At 70.8% G+C, this 17,030-nt stretch carries 15 protein-coding genes and 1 pseudogene; 1 reads left to right on the top strand and 15 read right to left on the bottom strand.

The window, feature by feature from the left end:
- Positions 1-5: 5 nt before the first annotated feature.
- From VFY73_RS22760 to VFY73_RS22745, 4 genes are read right to left on the bottom strand one after another with little or no spacing between them, the layout of a single operon-like run.
- On the bottom strand, positions 6-1,100 hold the full coding sequence (locus VFY73_RS22760) for a DUF1513 domain-containing protein (protein ID WP_329723088.1): 1,095 nt from the start codon (positions 1,098-1,100) through the stop codon (positions 6-8).
- An 11-nt stretch (positions 1,101-1,111) separates the two neighbouring features.
- Entirely contained in the window at positions 1,112-2,287 is a 1,176-nt protein-coding gene (locus tag VFY73_RS22755; protein ID WP_329723086.1) for an imelysin family protein, read from the bottom strand.
- Positions 2,287-3,825 carry a di-heme oxidoredictase family protein gene (locus tag VFY73_RS22750; protein ID WP_414654513.1) on the bottom strand — a complete coding sequence of 513 codons (1,539 nt, stop codon included), beginning with the start codon at positions 3,823-3,825 and terminating at the stop codon, positions 2,287-2,289. Before VFY73_RS22750 ends, VFY73_RS22755 begins: the two co-directional genes overlap by 1 nt.
- Before the next feature lie 8 nt (positions 3,826-3,833).
- Positions 3,834-5,012, bottom strand: coding sequence for an imelysin family protein (locus VFY73_RS22745; protein WP_329723084.1), 1,179 nt, complete (start codon positions 5,010-5,012; stop codon positions 3,834-3,836).
- Positions 5,013-5,149: 137 nt separating this feature from the next.
- Between VFY73_RS22745 and VFY73_RS22740 the strand changes: the two genes are divergently transcribed.
- Positions 5,150-6,694, top strand: a complete 1,545-nt coding sequence (locus tag VFY73_RS22740; protein WP_329723082.1) for a carbohydrate porin — start codon at positions 5,150-5,152, stop codon at positions 6,692-6,694.
- Here the strand turns inward: VFY73_RS22740 and VFY73_RS22735 are convergent.
- From VFY73_RS22735 to VFY73_RS22685, 11 genes and pseudogenes are all read right to left on the bottom strand, one after another.
- Positions 6,691-7,896, bottom strand: coding sequence for an 8-amino-7-oxononanoate synthase (locus VFY73_RS22735; protein ID WP_329723080.1), 1,206 nt, complete (start codon positions 7,894-7,896; stop codon positions 6,691-6,693). The genes VFY73_RS22740 and VFY73_RS22735 overlap by 4 nt on opposite strands.
- Positions 7,893-8,570 carry a dethiobiotin synthase gene (gene bioD, locus VFY73_RS22730; protein ID WP_329723078.1) on the bottom strand — a complete coding sequence of 226 codons (678 nt, stop codon included), beginning with the start codon at positions 8,568-8,570 and terminating at the stop codon, positions 7,893-7,895. The genes VFY73_RS22735 and bioD overlap by 4 nt, the downstream gene beginning before the upstream one ends.
- Positions 8,560-10,011, bottom strand: coding sequence for an aminotransferase class III-fold pyridoxal phosphate-dependent enzyme (locus VFY73_RS22725; protein ID WP_329723076.1), 1,452 nt, complete (start codon positions 10,009-10,011; stop codon positions 8,560-8,562). The genes bioD and VFY73_RS22725 overlap by 11 nt, the downstream gene beginning before the upstream one ends.
- A 15-nt stretch (positions 10,012-10,026) precedes the next feature.
- A complete protein-coding gene (locus tag VFY73_RS22720; protein ID WP_329723074.1) occupies positions 10,027-10,536 on the bottom strand; it encodes a DUF1993 domain-containing protein in 510 nt (169 codons plus the stop codon).
- A 14-nt stretch (positions 10,537-10,550) separates the two neighbouring features.
- Entirely contained in the window at positions 10,551-10,952 is a 402-nt protein-coding gene (gene panD, locus VFY73_RS22715) for an aspartate 1-decarboxylase (RefSeq protein ID WP_329723072.1), read from the bottom strand.
- 32 nt (positions 10,953-10,984) lie between these two features.
- Positions 10,985-11,950 carry a pyridoxal-phosphate dependent enzyme gene (locus VFY73_RS22710; RefSeq protein ID WP_414654512.1) on the bottom strand — a complete coding sequence of 322 codons (966 nt, stop codon included), beginning with the start codon at positions 11,948-11,950 and terminating at the stop codon, positions 10,985-10,987.
- Positions 11,928-12,953 (bottom strand): biotin synthase BioB, encoded by a 1,026-nt coding sequence (gene bioB / locus VFY73_RS22705; protein WP_329723070.1) that lies wholly within the window; start codon positions 12,951-12,953, stop codon positions 11,928-11,930. The genes VFY73_RS22710 and bioB overlap by 23 nt, the downstream gene beginning before the upstream one ends.
- 14 nt (positions 12,954-12,967) lie before the next feature.
- The gene (gene panC, locus VFY73_RS22700; RefSeq protein WP_329723068.1) at positions 12,968-13,807 is read right to left on the bottom strand and encodes a pantoate--beta-alanine ligase; all 840 of its coding nucleotides are present in this window, start codon (positions 13,805-13,807) and stop codon (positions 12,968-12,970) included.
- 7 nt (positions 13,808-13,814) lie between these two features.
- Positions 13,815-14,690: a 3-methyl-2-oxobutanoate hydroxymethyltransferase gene (gene panB, locus VFY73_RS22695; protein WP_329723066.1), complete on the bottom strand. Its 876-nt coding sequence runs from the start codon at positions 14,688-14,690 to the stop codon at positions 13,815-13,817.
- A 119-nt stretch (positions 14,691-14,809) separates the two neighbouring features.
- Positions 14,810-15,970, bottom strand: coding sequence for a hypothetical protein (locus tag VFY73_RS22690; protein ID WP_329723064.1), 1,161 nt, complete (start codon positions 15,968-15,970; stop codon positions 14,810-14,812).
- Between the two features lie 155 nt (positions 15,971-16,125).
- Positions 16,126-17,030: pseudogene (locus tag VFY73_RS22685) on the bottom strand (hypothetical protein); the annotation flags it as partial.

The raw sequence follows: 17,030 nt of genomic DNA, 5'->3' as shown, positions 1-17,030 counted from the left end.
CCGCCTCAGAGGATCAGCGCGTGGTTGTCGGGTTTGCAGCCGGGCGGCAAGGCCATCGGCCGGTCGACCCAGGCGCGGTCGGCACCTAACGCGCAAGTGGTGCCCTCTGGCGCCGCCGCCGCCAGCGCACAGGCTTCGGCCAGCGGCACCGCCGCCAGCCAGCCGCCGCGCAGCGACCAGCCCAGCAACGCGCCCGTGCGCGACGCACTGAGCACGAAGCCTTCCGCGGTCGCGGCAATGTCGCCGGCATAACCCGCGCCAACCGTCGGCTGGTCGTCCGGCGGCGCGATCACGCGCAAGGCCTGACCGTCGAACAAGGCCAGCAGCGGCGCGCAGCCACGCTGCGTCGGGTCGTCGTGCTCGGCTTGCAGCGCGATGCCCAGCGTGCGGCTCGGCGCATGCCACGCCAGGTGGCGCAGCGACAGCCTGGGGTCGGCCAACCGCCACGGGCCGCGGCGCCGCCCGCTGCGCAGGTCGAAGACGACCAGCGACGAGTCCATCGCCGGCAGGTTCTGCTTTGCACGGCCGGTCTCGGGCCGCGTCGGCACGCCGCCGTTGGCGACGAACAGCTGATCGCCGACGCGCAACAGCTGATGGGTGTCGGTGCCGCCGGTCGGCCACTCCTCGCGCAGCGCCAGCGTCTCGGGGTCGCGCAGCGCCACGCAGCCCGCGCCATCGTCGTGCGTCTGTTCGCTGCTGTAGAGCACGCGGCCATCGGCAGACGGCAGTACGTGGCCGCTGAAGTGACGGCCCGGTTCGGCCCAGGCCTCACGCCGCAATTGACCGTCGGCCGACCAGCGCTGCAGCCACAGGCCGGGCCGGCGCGCGACAGTCAGCAGATCACCCGATGGCATCGGTGCGAGGCCGTGCGCCCGCGTCGGCACGATCCGCCGCACCGCGACCTCGAACCCTTCGTCGGCCTGTTGCCAGATGCCGATGCATTGCGTGCGCTCGGCGCCCGGTGCGGCACCGGCTTCGCTCCACGCCAACGCGAGTCGCCACGGCTTGGCGGGCGCGGCGGCAGCGAATGCGACCGCACCGGGGAAGACCCCGGCCGCAGCCAGCGCCTGCAGCCAGCGGCGTCGGCGAAGATCGGTCACCGGCGCCTCGTTCAATCGCCGTCGTCGGCAGAAAACTCGAGCTGGATCTGCAGCTGCGTCGAGACCTCGCGCGCGATCGTGTGGGTCACGAAGTCGACGCGCTTGGCAGCGTCCAGCAGTTGCGCGCTGGGCGTGGCGGGGGTTGCGCCCTGCAGTGCGGCGTCGGCCAGGGCGGTGTCGCGCGCCAGGGCATCGGCCGATGCGGCAAGGCCGCGGGCGCGCAGGTAGCTGGTCAGTGACACCAGGCCGTCAGGCGCGCCGGCACCGCCGGCAGTCGGCACGCGCAGTGCCAGCCAACGCTCACGCCAGGCCAGTGCGGTCTGGCCGCTGGCGGCACGCGGCGCCTGCTCCATGCCCCAGCTGCGCACCGGCATTTCGAGGTCGCGCCAGCGCATGCGGCCCATGCCGGCCAGCCACTGGTTGACATAGGTGTTGAACCAGGCCGCTGCCTGCTCGGCGCTGCGGGTCGCGGCGGCTTCGCCGGCGTAGGCCAGCGCCAGCTCGCGCGCTTCGTCGCGCAGGTCGCGCGCCAGCACCACCAGGTAGGCGCAAGCCGGCGTGCGCGGCGCGGCCGGCTTCTTCCACAGCAGGTACTCCATCGCCGGCAAGCCGCGGGCCTGGGCGCCGACGCGGTCCATCGCCCACTCGCGGGCCCACGAAGGACCGCTCCCGGGCGAGCCTGTCCCCCTCGGAGGGCGACCGGTCGCATCGCGATCGGTCTGGGGGCCGTCGTTCGCAATCGGGTTGGCGATCACCTTGTCCAGTGCCGCCGGCCGCATCGGCTGGAAATCGAGCCGCGTGTCGCTGTGGCGTTCGAGCAGCGGGCCGATCTGCACCGCCGACAGCCGCGTCCACGAGGCCATCGCCTGCACCCAGGCCTGGCGCGCGGCGTCGAGCGCCGGGTCGCGGGTGGTGGGTGTCGGGTTCTGCGCGCCGCTGGCGCACCAGGCCTGCGCGCGGTCGACCAGTGCATCGCCATCGCCGCCGAAGCGTCGCGCCGCCGGCGCGTACCAGGCCTTCAGCAGACCTTCGACCAGCACGCTGGTCTGCGGATGGGCCAGCGGCAGCGCCGCCGAGGCGCCGGACGCAGCCTGCGCCGGCGCCGAAGCCGCTTGCGCCAGGACGCCGGCCGAAGCAGCAGTGCAGCACCCCGCGAACGCAGCGCGCGCAACAAGGCTCGTCAACATCACAGCGACTCCACGAACTTGACCAGTGCCGCGCGCTCGGCGCCACTCATTTTCAGCACCCGCTGCTTCGAGGCCTCTGCCTCGCCGCCATGCCACAGCACTGCTTCAAGCACGCCGTTCGCGCGCCCGTCGTGCAGCAGCCGCTGGTGGCCGTTGACATCGCGTATCAGGCCGATGCCCCACAGCGGCGGGGTCTTCCACTGGCGCCCGTTGGCCTGACCGTCCGGGCGACCGTCGGCCAGACCGGGGCCCATGTCGTGCAGCAGCAGGTCGGTGTAGGGATAGATCTTCTGTCCCGCCACCTTCGGGCTGGACAGTGCCGGGAACGGCGCGCCGGCCGTGACATAACTCGGCCGATGGCAGACCGCGCACTGTGCCGACTGGAACAGCTTCTGGCCTCGCAGCACCTCGGGCTCGCGCGCATCGCGGCGCGCAGGCGGTGCCAGCGTCGACTCGTAGAACACCACGTGCGACAGCGTCGTATCGTCGATCTCGGGGCCTTCGCCACCGCCCTTTGTCTGGCCGCCGTGCGGTGACGCCAGGCAGTCGGCCTGCGCCGCGGTACAGGCTTCCTTCGGGAAGACGCGCGAGGTGATGCCCATGTCGCCGAGAAAGGCGCCGGCCGTCTGGTGCACCAGCGTCGGCACGTTGGCCTTCCAGCCGAAACGGCCCACGCGCATCTCGCCGGACCAGATGTCGCTGACGTGGTTGGCGCGGCCCTTGATCGGGCCGCTCATCTCGCGCTGGGCCGTTTCGTTGGCCAGGATGTCGCCTTCGGCGATCGCGTCGATCAGGCCGACCCCAGGCAGCTGCGGTGCGATGCGCGGGCTCAGCAGCGTGCCCTTCTGCATCGGGCCGTAAGCCAGGCGGGCGAAGCTGTAGTGCGGCGCCTGCAGCGTGTAGCGCGTGCCATCGGCAAAGCGACCAGTGACCGGCTTCAGGCGAATGCGCACCTCGCCTTCGGGCTTGACGCCGCCGACCGCACGGTTGTTGAACTGGTCGCCGTAGACAGGCTCCGGTGCCGTGGCCATCGGGCCCTCGCCCTCAAGGGAGTGACGGGCCGCTCCCGAGCTCCCTTGACCCCCGCGGGGGGCCTGACGCGCAGCGTCAGGTTTGGGGGCCTCGTCCACCGGTACCGAGATGCGCACCAGCAAGCCAATCGGCTGCTCGTTCAGGCCGCGCTTGAAGTCCGGCGGTGCACCGCGACCATCCTGGTCGTGGCAGCCGCCACAGGAGCGGGCAATGAAGTGCGGCCCCAACCCGTCGCGCGCGGTGGTCGACGCCGGTGCCTCGACCCAGTTGCGGCGGAAGAACGAGTTGCCGACCGCAAAGCGCTGGCGCTCCTCGTCGTCGAGGTTGGCGAACGGGAACGAAAACGCGTTCCTGCCGACGGCCGGCACGGTCGTGCTGCCACCGGTCTGCTCCCCCAGCGCGTCGACCGCGGCCTCGGATTCGTCGGCCAGCGCCCAGCCCAAGCCGGCGCCAAGCGCCAGCATCAGGCCCGCCGCGGTGGCATGGCGGGCTGGTCGGGACAGCATCGTTGGCCTCACTTGGTGCGGGTCAGGCGGGTCACGCCGATGGCGGCGGCGGCTTGCGGCAGATCCTTCGATTGCTGGATCAGCGCGTTGATGACAGCCTGCACGCGCTTGCGGCCGGCGGCGTCCTTGCCGCCGACGATCTCGCGGTCGAACGGGGGCTGGATCGCGTTCGCGGCGACCACCGACGCGGCGATGTCGCGCGTGGTCTTCTCAGCCAGCGCGTTGTCGGCCGCAGCGACCAGCGCCTGCAGCGACGGGCCCTGCAGCGTGCTGCCGTCGCGACGGGCGAAGCGGCCGAGCCAGACATTCTGGATGCCCGTCGCGTTGAGCACGACATCGCGGTGAGTGTTGTCCGAGAAGCACGAGTGCTCGTCTTCCTGGTCCTGCGTGTTCATCGCCACTTCGAGGCGCTCGCCGGCCAGCTCGCCGCGGGTCAGCGAGCCGATGCCGACGACCATCTTGCGGATCGCCTCCAGCCCCTCGGTCTCGAAGCGCGAGCGGTAGTTGGTCGCACCGGGCGTCCAGGCACCGACGAGGTAGCGCAGGTCGTCGATCAGCAGCTCGGTGACCGTCAGCAGGTACAGGCGGCGGCGGTCGGCGTTGGGCGCCTTGCCGTCGACGAAATCCTCGAACGAACGATCGCCCGGGCCGTTGTCGTTGAGATCCTGGCCCCAGAGCAGGAACTCGATCGCGTGCCAGCCGGTGGCGATGTTCTCTTCGCCGCCCTTCTCGTTCAGCTTGGCCAGGCCGGACTTGGTGATCGTGACCTTGCGGTTGGCGATGAGGCCACTGCCGGCCTTGCCTTTGACGTAGTCGACGTAGGACTCGTCCATCGGCCACGCGTTGATGCGGCCTTCGGGTCCTTCGTCGTCGTCGATCGGGCCGGCATAGAAACGGAAGGCCTCGGTCGGGCCGTACCACTCGCGGGCGGCACGCCAGGCGTCACGCGCGGCCTTCAGCCGTTCGGCGCTGGGCCTGGCGGTGAACTCCTTGATGGCTTGCTGCATCTCGAGCGCGGCGGCCAGCGTATCTTCATAGCCCGCCGACACGCTGGCGGCATAGTGTTTGGCCACCGCTTCGGCGGTCACCGTCTGGGCCTGCGCACCCAGCGGCAGCAGCACCCCTGCCCACAGCGGCAGCGCCACCACCAGGCGCCGGGTGTGGCGCAGCCAATTCGGTCGATTCATTGCGGCTCCTCAAATGCGCAACGGCCTGCGAAGTGCGCCCTTCGCACCACCAACCGTCGCCCATAAACGATTTTCCCCGTATCATAAACGCGAACAACTCGCATTTGCATTAAAGAGTCGCTGAGGAGAACGTGAAAGTGGACCACCCGTTTGTGACAGCCCCGCGCGAGCGCACCCTGAACGTCCGTCCGCGGGCCTGGCAGCCACGGGCAATCGCCCTGGCGCTGGCCGCCGCCAGCCTGTGCGGCGGCGCGCAAGCCGCCGACAAGAAGAAGGCCGAGCCGGTCACCGCCGAGCAGTTGCAACAGCTGATGCAGCGCATGCAGCAGCTGGAGCAGCGCAACTCAGAGCTGGAACAACAGGTGAAGGCGCTGGCCGCCAGGCCGTCGCCCGCCACGCCGGCGACGGCCGCGGCCCCGGGGGCCAGCGGCACGCCGGCGCCGGGTGGCGACTGGGGCCAGCAACGCCTCGTCGCGGTCGAACAGCAGGTCAAGGCACTGACCAAGCCGGTGCAGCCCGACACCGACGATGAACTGACTGTCGAGACCAGCCTGGTCGCCGTCGGCCAGCAGGTCGGCAGCAAAGGTTCTGACAGCGGCCATTCCCAAGGCCGGCTGAACTACCGCGGCGATGTCGAGGTGAGCGTGCCGCTGGGCACGCTGCGCGCGCTGGGCGAGGCCCGCTTCACCGGCTTCGGCCACCTGCGCTTCGGCCAGGGCAGCGGCGTGGCGCTGCGGCCCACGCACACGGCCACCGTCAACTCGGTGCCGTTCGAGGCCGGCGCCGGCTCCGACGAGACCTACGCCATCATCGGGCAGGCCTGGGGCCAGCTCGAATGGGACCTGGGCGCCGGCCGCTTCAACGACCTGCCGAGCAACCGCGTCGAGCTGAACCTCGGCAAGATCGACATCTTCGGCTTCTTCGACCAGAACGCGGTCGCTGGCGACGAGGGTGCGCAGTTCCTGAACAACGTGTTCGTGCACAACCCGCTGCTCGACTCGGGCGGCGACATCGCGGCCGATGCCTATGGCTTCGCGCCGGGCCTGCGCGTGGCCTACATCGACGAAGGTGAAGACCGCGGCTGGGGCTGGGCGGCGTCGCTCGGTGTGTTCGGCTCGGGCGGTGGCGCGAACTTCAGCGCCGGCCCGCGCCGACCGCTGGTGATCGGCCAGGTCGAGTTCTCGCCCAAGCAGATCAACGGCGAGCCACGCGGCACCTACCGCCTTTACGCCTGGACCAACGGCCAGACGACCGACCTGAGCGGCGAAGCGGCGCAACGCCACAGCGGCTACGGCCTCTCGGTCGATCAGAGGATCGGCCGCGAATGGAATTTGTTCGGCCGCTGGGGCCACCGCACCTCGGGCGACGGCGCGTTCGACAAGGCCCTGACCTTCGGCTTCGAGCACGGCGGCCGTGCCTGGGGCCGCGGCAACGACTCGATCGGCCTGGCGGCTGGCTTCGTCCGCACCAGCAGCGCGTGGGCGAACGCGACATCGCTCGATCCGACGCTGGTCGGCTTCGCCGCGGACGGCAACGAACAGATCCTCGAGGCCTACTACCGCTGGAAGCTCAGCGACCACCTCGAGTTGACGCCTGACCTGCAATGGATCCGCCGTGCCGGCGGCAACGGTGACGCGCCGAGCTTCATGGCGGTGGGGTTGCGGGCCGCGGTCGGGTTCTAAGCGACCCGCGCCAGCGACCGCAGCGCACGCACCAGCAGGTCGACCTCGTCGGCCTGGTGCGCCGCGCTCAGCGCGATCCGCAGCCGCGCGCTGCCCACCGGCACGGTCGGCGGGCGGATGGCCGGCACCCACAGGCCGGCGTCCTGCAACCCGGCCATCACGCGCAATGACGCGGCGTTGTCGCCAATGACCAGCGGCTGGATCGCGGTGGCCGATGGCATCAGGGTCCAGCCGGCGGCATCGACCGCCACATCGGCGCCGGGAGCCAGGCCGTCGCGCAGGCGAGCGACCAACGCCTGCAGGTGGCGGCGGCGCCGGTCGCCCTCGTCGCTGGCGACGATGCGCAGCGCGGCGCGCAAGGCTTCGGCCAGCAAGGCTGGCGCCGCGGTCGCGTAGGTGTAGCTGCGGGTCTTCTGCAGCAGCCACTCGACCAGCGTGTCGGGGCCGGCCACGAAGGCACCGGCGACACCGAGCGCCTTGCCCAGCGTGGCCATGTACAGCACGCGCGGCGACGCCTGCGCACCGGTCAGGCCGGCAGCGGCCAACGCACCGCGCCCCTGCGCGCCCAACACGCCAAAACCATGGGCATCGTCGAGCAGCAGCAACGCATCGTGCCGCTCGGACAGCGACAACAGCGTGGAGATGCGCGCCACGTCGCCGTCCATGCTGAAAACCGCGTCGCTGATGATCAGCTTGCGGTGCGCCGGTTCGGCGGCGAGCTGCGCATCGAGCGCATCCAGGTCGCCATGGTCGAAGCGGTGGATCCTGGCCTTGGACAGGCGCGCGCCGTCGATCAGGCAGGCGTGGTTCAGCGCATCGGAAAAGATCGCATCGCCCGCACCGACCAGCGCCGGCACGATGCTGGCATTGGTGGCATAGCCGGCGTAGAAATACAGCGCGCGCGGCAGCTGCACGAACTCGGCGAGTTCCACTTCCAGCGCGGCGTTGGCCGCACTGTAGCCGCTGACCATCGGCGACGCGCCCGAGCCGACACCGTAGGTGTCGACCGCTTCGTGCACCGCCGCCTTCAGCGCCGGGTGGCCGGCCAGGCCAAGATAGTCGTTGCTGCAGAAGGCCAGCATCGAGCGGCCGTTGACCGTCATGCAGGCGCCTGCTTCGGGCACGACGACACGGCGCCGGCGCGTCAGGTGCGCCGCTTCCAGGTCAGCGAGGCGGGTAGCGAATTCGGCAAGCCAGGTCATCTGAATCTTTCGGGTAGGTCGAGTGCGATGCGCGTGGCATCCGGCGCCGCGGACCAGGGCACCACGCCCCACAGCGGCGCCGGGATCCGCGCGCGCAGCGTTGCCAGGTTCTCGTCCGCGCACGCCATGTCGGGGTCGATGTGGTTGGCGACCCAGCCGGCCAGCGACAGCCCATCGGCGCGGATCGCCTCGGCCGTCAACATGGCATGGTTCAGGCAGCCCAGGCGCAGGCCCACCACCAGCAGCACCGGGGCTCTCAGCGCGCGGGCCAGATCGGCCAGCGTCTCGTCGTCGTTGAGCGGCACGCGCCAGCCCCCGGCGCCTTCGACGACCAGCGCGTCGGCCTGCTCCTGCAGCGCCAGCGTCGGCGTCAACAGATCCGCCACCTTGATGACGCGGCCGGCACGGCGCGCGGCCAGGTGCGGCGACAACGGCTCGGGCAGCGCGACCGGGTTGTCGAACTCGGGTGGCACCTTCAGCGTCGACGCCGCGCGCAGCGCGAGGACGTCTTCGCTGACCATCTGGCCTTCGTGCTCGACCAAGCCGGCCGCGACCGGCTTCATGCCGATGACGCGGGCGTGGTGATGTGCCAGGTGGTGCAGCAGGGCAGCGCTGACCAGCGTCTTGCCGACGCCGGTGTCGGTGCCGGTGACAAACAAAGTCCTACACACCATCGACGATGCCCTTGTCCTTCGCTGCGCCCTCGCCTTCTTCGGCCAGCGTCGCGTGCAATGCGGCGAGCGCCCGACGAGCCAGTTGCTCACCCTCGTCTTCATTGATCACGTACGGCGGCATCGCATACAGCGTGTGGCCGATCGGCCGCAGCAGCAGCCCTTGCGCCAGCGCATGGCGTGCATAGCGGCGCGCGAAGTCTGGCAGGCTCGAGGCCACGTCCCACGCGAAGATCATCCCTTGCCGACGCGCGTGACGCACGCGCGGGTGCTGCGTCAACAGCCCGAACTGCGTGGCCAGGCGCTCGGCAGTGACGCGATTCGCGGCGATCACGTTCGTCTGTTCGATCAGGTCCAGCGTCGCCAGCGCCGCGCGGCAGGCCAGCGGGTTGCCGGTGTAGCTGTGCGAATGCAGGAAGCCGCGCGCCACCTCGTCGTCGTAGAAGGCTTCGTAGACCGTGTCGGTCGTCAGCACCGCCGACAGCGGCAAGGTGCCGCCTGTCAGGCCTTTGGACAGGCACAGGAAGTCGGGGCGGATGCCCGCTTGCTCCGTCGACGATCGGCCGCTCCCGAGTCGACGATCCCCCCCGCAGGGCGGCGACGGCTTGGCCGGCTCCTGGGGGCACTGATGCGCGAAAAGCGTGCCGGTGCGGCCGAAGCCGACCGCGATTTCATCGAGCACCAGGTGCACGTGATGCTTGTCGCACAGCTCGCGCAGGCGCTTCAGGTAGAGCGGGTCGTGCATCGCCATGCCGGCGGCGCACTGCACCAGCGGCTCGGCGATCACGGCGGCCGTTTCATGCGCATGTTCGACGAGCCAGGCGTCCAGCGCAGCCGCGGCGCGCTCGGCCACATCAGCCGCAGACTCGCCGGGCCCCGCCTGGCGTGCATCGGGGCTGGCCACGGTCGCGGCCAAGCGCACCAGCGGCGCATAAGCCTCGCGGAACAGCGCGATGTCGGTGACCGCGAGCGCACCCACCGTCTCGCCGTGGTAACCACCGGCGATGCCGACGAAGCGGCACTTCTGCGGCCGGCCGGCATTGCGCCAGTAGTGCGCACTCATCTTCAGCGCGATCTCGGTCGCGCTCGCGCCGTCGCTGCCATAGAACGCATGGCCCAGGCCGGTCAGCGCCGACAGCCGTTCGGACAACTCGACCACCGGCGCGTGCGTGAAACCGGCGAGCATCACATGGTCCAGCGTGTGCAGCTGGTCGATCAACGCCTCGCGGATCGCCGGGTGGTTGTGGCCGAACAGGTTGACCCACCAGGAGCTGATGCCGTCCAGGTAACGCCGGCCTTCGTGGTCGTGCAGCCAGACGCCCTCGGCGCGCGCGACCGGGATCAGCGGCTGCGGGTGTTCGGCCCGCACGTGCAGCTTCATCTGCGTGCACGGGTGCCACACGGCCTTCAGGCTGCGGGCACGCCAGTCGTCGTTCAAAGCCATGCCGGCGTGCTCCGTTCAGGCGACCGCGGTGTAGCGGTGAAAGCCATCGAAGTCGGCCTTGCCCAGTGGCACGCCCTGCTGGCGCAGGATCGCGTAGGCCGCGGTCAGGTGGAAGAAGAAGTTAGGCAAAGCGAACTGGTGCAAGAAGGTCGCACCGTCGAGCTGCAGCATCGCCTCGCCGGCATCGCTGGTGATCTGGCGGGCTTCGGCCTGCGCGAATTGTGCGGGCGTCAGCGATGCGAGCAGCGACAGCACATGGGCCAGCCGCGCACGCAGCCCGGCATGGCCGGCCGGCCAGTCGCCGAACGGCGGCAGCGGCAAGCCAGCCAACGGATATGCCGCACGCAGGGCGAAGTTCGCCGCGATCACGGCCTGGGTCTCGAACGGCAGCATGTCGTCCGCCAGGCGGGCGCCCAGCACCGCCGGCGTCGCGTGCGCTTCGGCCAGATCCAGCCACCCGCCCAGCCGACCGAGGTAGCGCTGGAACACCGGCACCGAGGCCCTGTACAGCGGGCTGTCCGACACGGTCGCCGCCAGCGTCAGGCCTCGTCCACGTCCACACCGGCCTGAGGGCCGGCGGGCTCGTGGCGCAGTTCCTTCAGGCGGTTGCCGGCGTCGACGAACACCAGGTTCGGCACATGCTCGTCGACCTTGTCGTCGTGCACCGACGCGAAGGCCGCGATGATGACCAGGTCACCGACGCTCGCGCGGCGCGCCGCCGAGCCGTTGAGCGAGATCACACCACTGCCGCTCGGCGACGAGATCGCATAGGTGATGAAGCGCTCGCCGTTGGTGACGTTCCAGATGTGCACCTGCTCGTTCGGGCGGATGCCGCTGGCGTCCAGCAGGTCCTGGTCGATGCCGCAGGAGCCTTCGTAGTGCAGCTCGCAGTGGGTGACCGTGGCGCGGTGGATCTTGGCGTGCAAGAAGGTCTTGAACATGGCAGTGCGGCCCTCGGGGCCGGGTCAATGAATCAACGGAGTTGGTTGGCCCAGGCCAGCAGCTGGGCCGCCGTGGCGGTGGCGCCGCCGCAGACGATGACCAGCAGGTCGTCGCCGGCTGTCTTCAACTCGGCGCAGCCGCTGTAGACGGGCGCCAGGGCCGCACCGCAAGCGGGCTCGACGACCAGACGGTGGTCGTCCATGAAACGCACGCAGGCGCGGACCGCGTCGGCGTCGCTGACCACCAGGCTGGTGATGTTGTCCGATTGGGCCAATGCAAAGGCCCGCTCGCAGACCTGCTTGGCGCCCAGCGAGGTCGCGATCGACGTGATCGCGTCCAACGCCACACGCTGGCCGGCCCGCATGCCGGCGTGCAACGACGCGGCGCCTTCGGTCTCCACCGCGAACACCGGCACCTCGGCCATGGCATTGCGCTGCAGCCCCTCGACCACACCACTGAGCAGGCCGCCGCCGCCCGCCGCGAGCACCACGCTGCTCGGGCGCAGGCCGGCCGCTGCCACTTCGTCGATCATCGTCGCGTGGCCCTGCCACAGCAGCGGGTCGTCGAACGGGTGGATGAAGGCATCGCTCGGCGTCAGCATCGACTGGGCGTGGGCATTCGCTTCCTGCCACGTGTCGCCATGCACCGTGACCTCGGCCCCTTCTGCGGCCAGCAGCTCCCGCGCGCGCGCCGTGCTGCTGGCCGGCACGACCACCAGGACCGGCACGCCGAGCTTTCGCCCCGCATAGGCCACGGCCAGACCGGCGTTGCCGCCCGACGATGAGATGAAGCGCCGAGCGCCGCGTTCACGGTAGGTCTGGCATGCCAGACCGATGCCACGGATCTTGAATGAACCGGGCGGCTGCAACGCCTCGAGCTTCAACCAGACACGCCGGCCGGCAGCGCGTGACAGCACGGCCGATTCGACCAGCGGGGTGTGCAGGTGCAGGGGCGTCATCGCGCCGACCAACGCGTCAGCCGTGCCCGTGCTGCGCATCGCGCGCATGCAGGCCCAGGCGCGACAGCAACGCACGGTCGCGCTCGACATCGGGGTTGCCGGTGGTCAGCAGCTTGTCGCCGTAGAAGATCGAATTGGCGCCCGCGACGAAGCACATCGCCTGCAGCGCTTCGTCCATCTGTTGGCGGCCGGCCGACAGGCGCACGCGCGCCTTCGGCATCGTGATGCGGGCCACCGCGATCGTGCGAACGAACTCGAACGGATCGATCTTGTCGGTGCCGGCCAGCGGCGTGCCCTCGACCTGCACCAGCTCGTTGATCGGGACCGATTCGGGGTACGGATCGAGGTTGGCCAGTTGGGCGACCAGGCCGGCGCGTTCGGTGCGGCTTTCGCCCATGCCGACGATGCCGCCGCAGCAGACCGACATGCCGGCATTGCGCACGTGCTCCAGCGTGTCCAGCCGCTCCTGGTAGTCGCGTGTCGTGATGACGCGGCCGTAGGCCTCGGGCGCGGTGTCCAGGTTGTGGTTGTAATAGTCCAGCCCGGCGGTCTTCAGCGTCTGGGCCTGGTCTTCGCTCAGCATGCCCAGCGTGCAGCAGGCTTCGAGGCCGATCGACTTGACCTCGCGCACCAGCTCGGCCACTTTTTCGACGTCGCGGTCTTTCGGCGCGCGCCACGCGGCGCCCATGCAAAAGCGCGTCGCACCGGCGGCCTTGGCGGCTTCGGCGGCTTCGCGCACCGCGGTGACCTCCATCAGCTTGCCGGCCTCGACACCGGTGTCGTAGTGCACCGACTGCGGGCAGTAGCCGCAGTCTTCCGGGCAGCCGCCGGTCTTGATCGACAGCAGCGTGGCCAGCTCGACCTCGCTCGGGTCGAAGTGTTCGCGGTGCACGGTCTGCGCGCGGTAGATCAGCTCGGGCAGCGGCAGCGCGAACAGTGCCTCGATCTCGGCCACCGGCCAGCGCACGGCCGCGGCAGCAGGCGCAACGGCCTTCGGGCGGTGCAGGACGATAGGTTGTTCGGTGGCCAGGTTCGCGCTCATGGTCGTGGTCTCGGTCAGCATTCGATGTTGTCGATCAGGCGCGTCGCGCCCAGGCGGGCCGCCCCGAGGGCGACCAAAGGCTCGCGGCCCAGGCGCTCGGCCTCGCTCGGCGGCATCAGATCGATGCGGCGGCGCAGCGTCAGGTAGTCCGGCACCCAGCCGCGGGTGCGCAGGGCGTCCATCGCCTCCTGTTCCAGCTCCGCCAGTGTGACGTCGCCATCGCGGGCGCGGTCGGCCAGATTGCGCAAAGCTTGCGGCAGCGCAATCGCCTCGGTGCGTTCGGCCTCGCCCAGGTATCCATTGCGCGACGACAGCGCCAGGCCGTCGTCGGCGCGCACCGTCGCGGCACCGACCACCTCGACCGGCAGCGCGAACTGGCGCGCCATCTCGGTGATGACCTTCAGCTGCTGGTAGTCCTTCTGCCCGAACACGGCCACATTCGGCTGCACGCACTGGAACAGCTTCAGAACCACCGTGCAGACGCCGGTGAAGAAGCCGGGGCGGAACTCGCCTTCCAGGATGTCGGCCAGCGCAGGCGGCGGTGCAACCTTGTAGACCTGGGGCTCGGGGTACAGCTCGGCCTCGTCGGGCGCGAAGACGAAGTTGCAACCGGCACCGGTCAGCAGCTCGACATCGCGCGCCAAGGTGCGCGGGTAGCGGTCGAAGTCTTCGTGCGGCAGGAACTGCAGCCGGTTGACGAAGATGCTGGCGACCACCGGGCCGCCCCAGCGCTTGGCCTCGCGCACCAACGACAGATGGCCTTCGTGCAGGTTGCCCATCGTCGGCACGAACACCGTCTGGTTCTGGCGGGCCAAGGTGCGCCGCAGTTCGGCAATGGAATGGATAACTTGCATGAGAGGGTCAGTAACCGTGCACGGCTTCGTCGGGGAAGCTGCCGTCTTTCACGGCGGCCACGTAGGCGGCCACGGATTGAGCAATCGACAGGCCGGGCGCATCGGCCGCGCTGCCCGGGGCGCGGGTGAAGTCGCGCACGAAGCGCGGCCGCTTGCCACCGGTGCCGCCGGTCAGGCCCAACAGGTCGTGCAGCACCAGCACCTGGCCGGTGGTGCCGGCGCCGGCGCCGATGCCGATCGTCATCAGCTGCGGCAACTCGGTGCTGATGCGTCGCGCCACGGCCGAGGGCACCAGCTCCAGCACCAGGAAGGCGGCGCCGGCCTGCGCCAGCGCGGTGGCGTCATCGAGCAGCACCTTGGCGGCCGCGTCGTCGCGGCCTTGCACCCGGTAGCCGCCGATCGCGTGCACGCGCTGCGGCGTCAGCCCCAGGTGGGCACAGACGGGGATGCCGCGCTCGGTCAGGAAGCGCACCGTGTCGGCGGTGTAGCCGCCTCCTTCGAGCTTGACCATCTGCGCGCCGGCGCGCATCAGCGTGGCAGCGGAAGCAAACGCCTGCTCGGGGCTGGCTTCGTAGGTGCCGAACGGCAGGTCGGTGACCAGGAAGGCGCTGCGCTTGCCCTGCGCCACGGCCCGCGTGTGGTACGCCATCTGCTCCAGCGTGACCGGCAAGGTGCTGGCCTCGCCCTGGATCACGTTGCCCAGCGAATCGCCGACCAACAGGATGTCGACGCCGGCTTCGTCCAGCACGCGCGCGAAGGTGGCGTCGTAACAGGTCAGCATCGCCAGCTTCTCGCCGCGAGCGCTGGCTTCGCGCAGGCGAGGCAAGGTCCACGCGGGGCGCGCGGCGCTGGCATCGGGGGCGGGCTGGGGATGAACGCTCATGGCAGGGGGATCGGGAGTTGAACGGGTGCTGCGCTGCAGCACGGGGCGGATTCTGCCTGTAACTGCCAGTGCCTGGGGAAAACCCGCGAGTTACAGGCACGGAGCCCGCGCAGAACGGCTCAAGGCTGTTCGGTGACCTTCAGCGTGATGCCACGTGCCGCCAGGCGCTTGGCGATGCGTTCGGCCTCGGCCTGATCGCCCACCGGGCCGATCGACAGCGCATCGCCCTCGGGCGTGCCGACCACATCCATGCGCAGGCGCCCGCCGGTCTGGCCCATCGCTTCGAGCGCCGACTGCAGCTTGGTCGCCTGGGTTTGCAGCACCGTCGCGTCGCGCAACGGCGGGCCGACCAGGCGGAACTGGTCGGGCCCGGTCGCTGCCCGCGGGTCACCGCTGTCGGCCGACAGGCCACTGCCCACACGGGGGCCTTTGCCGGGGGTGTCGGTCGCCTTCGGCACCGGCAGGATGTCGTCGGGGCCCGGCGTCGGCGCAGCGGCCACCGGGCCGATGTTGCCCGGCAGCGGCACAGGGGCGTCCGGCCGCGCAGAGACTCGGCCACGAGGCGGGCTCCCGCCCTCGGGCCGGCTCGACTCGGCCTGGCGTGGCGCTTCGGCCACTGGCGGCAGGGTCAGCCCGCCGCCACGGCCCGACGGCCACATCTGCTTCAACCCCCAGCCGACCACCAACAACGGCATCATCAAGACCAAGCCCGCCAGCACCAACCGCGGCCGGCTGGACAGGCGGTGGCCGATCACGCCGCCCAGCTCGACCTCGGCCGAGCGGCCGATCAGCAACCGCAAAGGCGGCTTCTTCTTGCCACGCTTGAGGGCCACCGTCAGCAGGTGGATCGGCTCGGATTTCGACGCATCCCAGCCCTTGGCCACCGGCACCTGGCGCAGCGGCCATTCCGGCGCCCCGGGCCGCTCGCGCCAGCCCTGGGCCAACGCCAGCGCCACCACCTTGCTGCGCGACAGGCCGGGGATCAGCGACAGGTCGTCGAACATCGGGAAGCGTGGCGGGCCGTCCTGGCCTTCTGGCGGCGCCGGTGAGAACGGCAGGCTGACCACGCCATAACCCCCCAGTTGGCGGCGGTTGATGCGACGCGCCAACGGGTGGCGGTTGTGCCAGGCCACGACCTGGGCCGACAGCACCCGCCGAGGCGAAGGCAGGCCATGGCTGCGCCCGGCCTGCGGCGCGCGTGCCGGCACGTGCGCGCGCGCCGCCGCCGACCGCGCGTGTCGGGTGCGCTTGCGTACGGGGGCTTCCAGCGTTTCGCTCATGGCTCAAAGGTTCGGTGCCCGCGCAAAGGGCACCCGCATTCTTCCGGCCGCCGACGCGCACGGCAACGGGGCCGTATTGACCTTGTTTCGAATCGAGTGGTCCGTCGCGGTGTCGACCTCTCCCGCGTGGGCTAGGCCCGCCCTGCTGGCGGCGCTCAGAACTCGAGCCACTTCATCGGCACCCCGCGGCGCGCCAGCACTTCGGCCAAGCGCTCCGCATCGGCCTGCGTCGGCAACGGCCAGATCGTGACGACGTAGCCTTCCGGCGAGGGCATGATTTGTGCCTGAAGATTGCCGATCGCCGGGCCCAACAGCTTGTGGACCTGCGCCAATGTCGCCTCGGCGCCGGCACGTTTCTTCGACGGCAGTGATACCAGCGCGTAGTGCGGCCCGGCCGGGATGACCACGCTGGCGGCCGGGGCAGGCGCCGGCGCAGCGGCGGACGCAGACGCGCCGCCGCGCAGTGTCGGCATCGGCAACAGCTTGGGCGGCGGCACCGAACCTGGCACCGGCACGGCTGCTGCCGGCGGCGGGCCGGACAGGCTCGGTGCCGGCACCGCCAGGGCTGCCGAGGCCGGTGCCTTGGCTACCGATGCGGCGGGCATCGCCAACACCGCCGACGCCTCCCGCACGGCGGACGGCGCGGCCGGCGAGGACGCCGCGCGCGGCGCGGACATGGTCGGCAGCGCGGAAGCCGCGGCCGGCGGCGCCGGATGGGCCGGCGTGATCGCCGACGCCGGGATCGACGCCGCAGTCGCCGCCGAGGTCACCGCGGCCGCAGTGGCAGAAGGGGCCATGGCGGCCGATGACGCCGGCATCGACGCGGCCGGCACCGGCGCGCGCCCCGACCACTTGGCACGCAACCCCCATCCCGCCGCCCCCAGGGCCAGCGCCAGCCCGACGAGCGCCGCCGTCACCCTGGCACGGCTCAGGGGACGCGGCCCCCAGATCGCCGAACCTTCGGGTGCGATCAGCAAGCGGCGCGGCTGGGCCCCCGGTGCCACCGGCTCGGTGACCGCCGCGGTCAGCAGGTAACGGGTTTCGGGCGCCGGCTCGGCCG

The sequence above is a fragment of the Ideonella sp. genome, from assembly GCF_036277275.1.
GTDB lineage: Bacteria > Pseudomonadota > Gammaproteobacteria > Burkholderiales > Burkholderiaceae_C > Ideonella.
Note: the sequence above shows the minus strand (reverse complement) of the source record. Positions and strands in the feature narration are given on the sequence as shown.

Coding starts and splice junctions, on each gene's coding strand:
- VFY73_RS22745 (WP_329723084.1), bottom strand. CDS start 5,012: ATGAATCGACCGAATTGGCTGCGCCACACCCGGCGCCTGGTGGTGGCG.
- VFY73_RS22710 (WP_414654512.1), bottom strand. CDS start 11,950: ATGCGCAGCACGGGCACGGCTGACGCGTTGGTCGGCGCGATGACGCCC.
- VFY73_RS22735 (WP_329723080.1), bottom strand. CDS start 7,896: ATGACCTGGCTTGCCGAATTCGCTACCCGCCTCGCTGACCTGGAAGCG.
- VFY73_RS22725 (WP_329723076.1), bottom strand. CDS start 10,011: ATGGCTTTGAACGACGACTGGCGTGCCCGCAGCCTGAAGGCCGTGTGG.
- VFY73_RS22755 (WP_329723086.1), bottom strand. CDS start 2,287: ATGTTGACGAGCCTTGTTGCGCGCGCTGCGTTCGCGGGGTGCTGCACT.
- VFY73_RS22690 (WP_329723064.1), bottom strand. CDS start 15,970: ATGAGCGAAACGCTGGAAGCCCCCGTACGCAAGCGCACCCGACACGCG.
- VFY73_RS22750 (WP_414654513.1), bottom strand. CDS start 3,825: ATGCTGTCCCGACCAGCCCGCCATGCCACCGCGGCGGGCCTGATGCTG.
- bioD (WP_329723078.1), bottom strand. CDS start 8,570: ATGGTGTGTAGGACTTTGTTTGTCACCGGCACCGACACCGGCGTCGGC.
- panC (WP_329723068.1), bottom strand. CDS start 13,807: ATGCAAGTTATCCATTCCATTGCCGAACTGCGGCGCACCTTGGCCCGC.
- bioB (WP_329723070.1), bottom strand. CDS start 12,953: ATGAGCGCGAACCTGGCCACCGAACAACCTATCGTCCTGCACCGCCCG.
- panD (WP_329723072.1), bottom strand. CDS start 10,952: ATGTTCAAGACCTTCTTGCACGCCAAGATCCACCGCGCCACGGTCACC.
- panB (WP_329723066.1), bottom strand. CDS start 14,690: ATGAGCGTTCATCCCCAGCCCGCCCCCGATGCCAGCGCCGCGCGCCCC.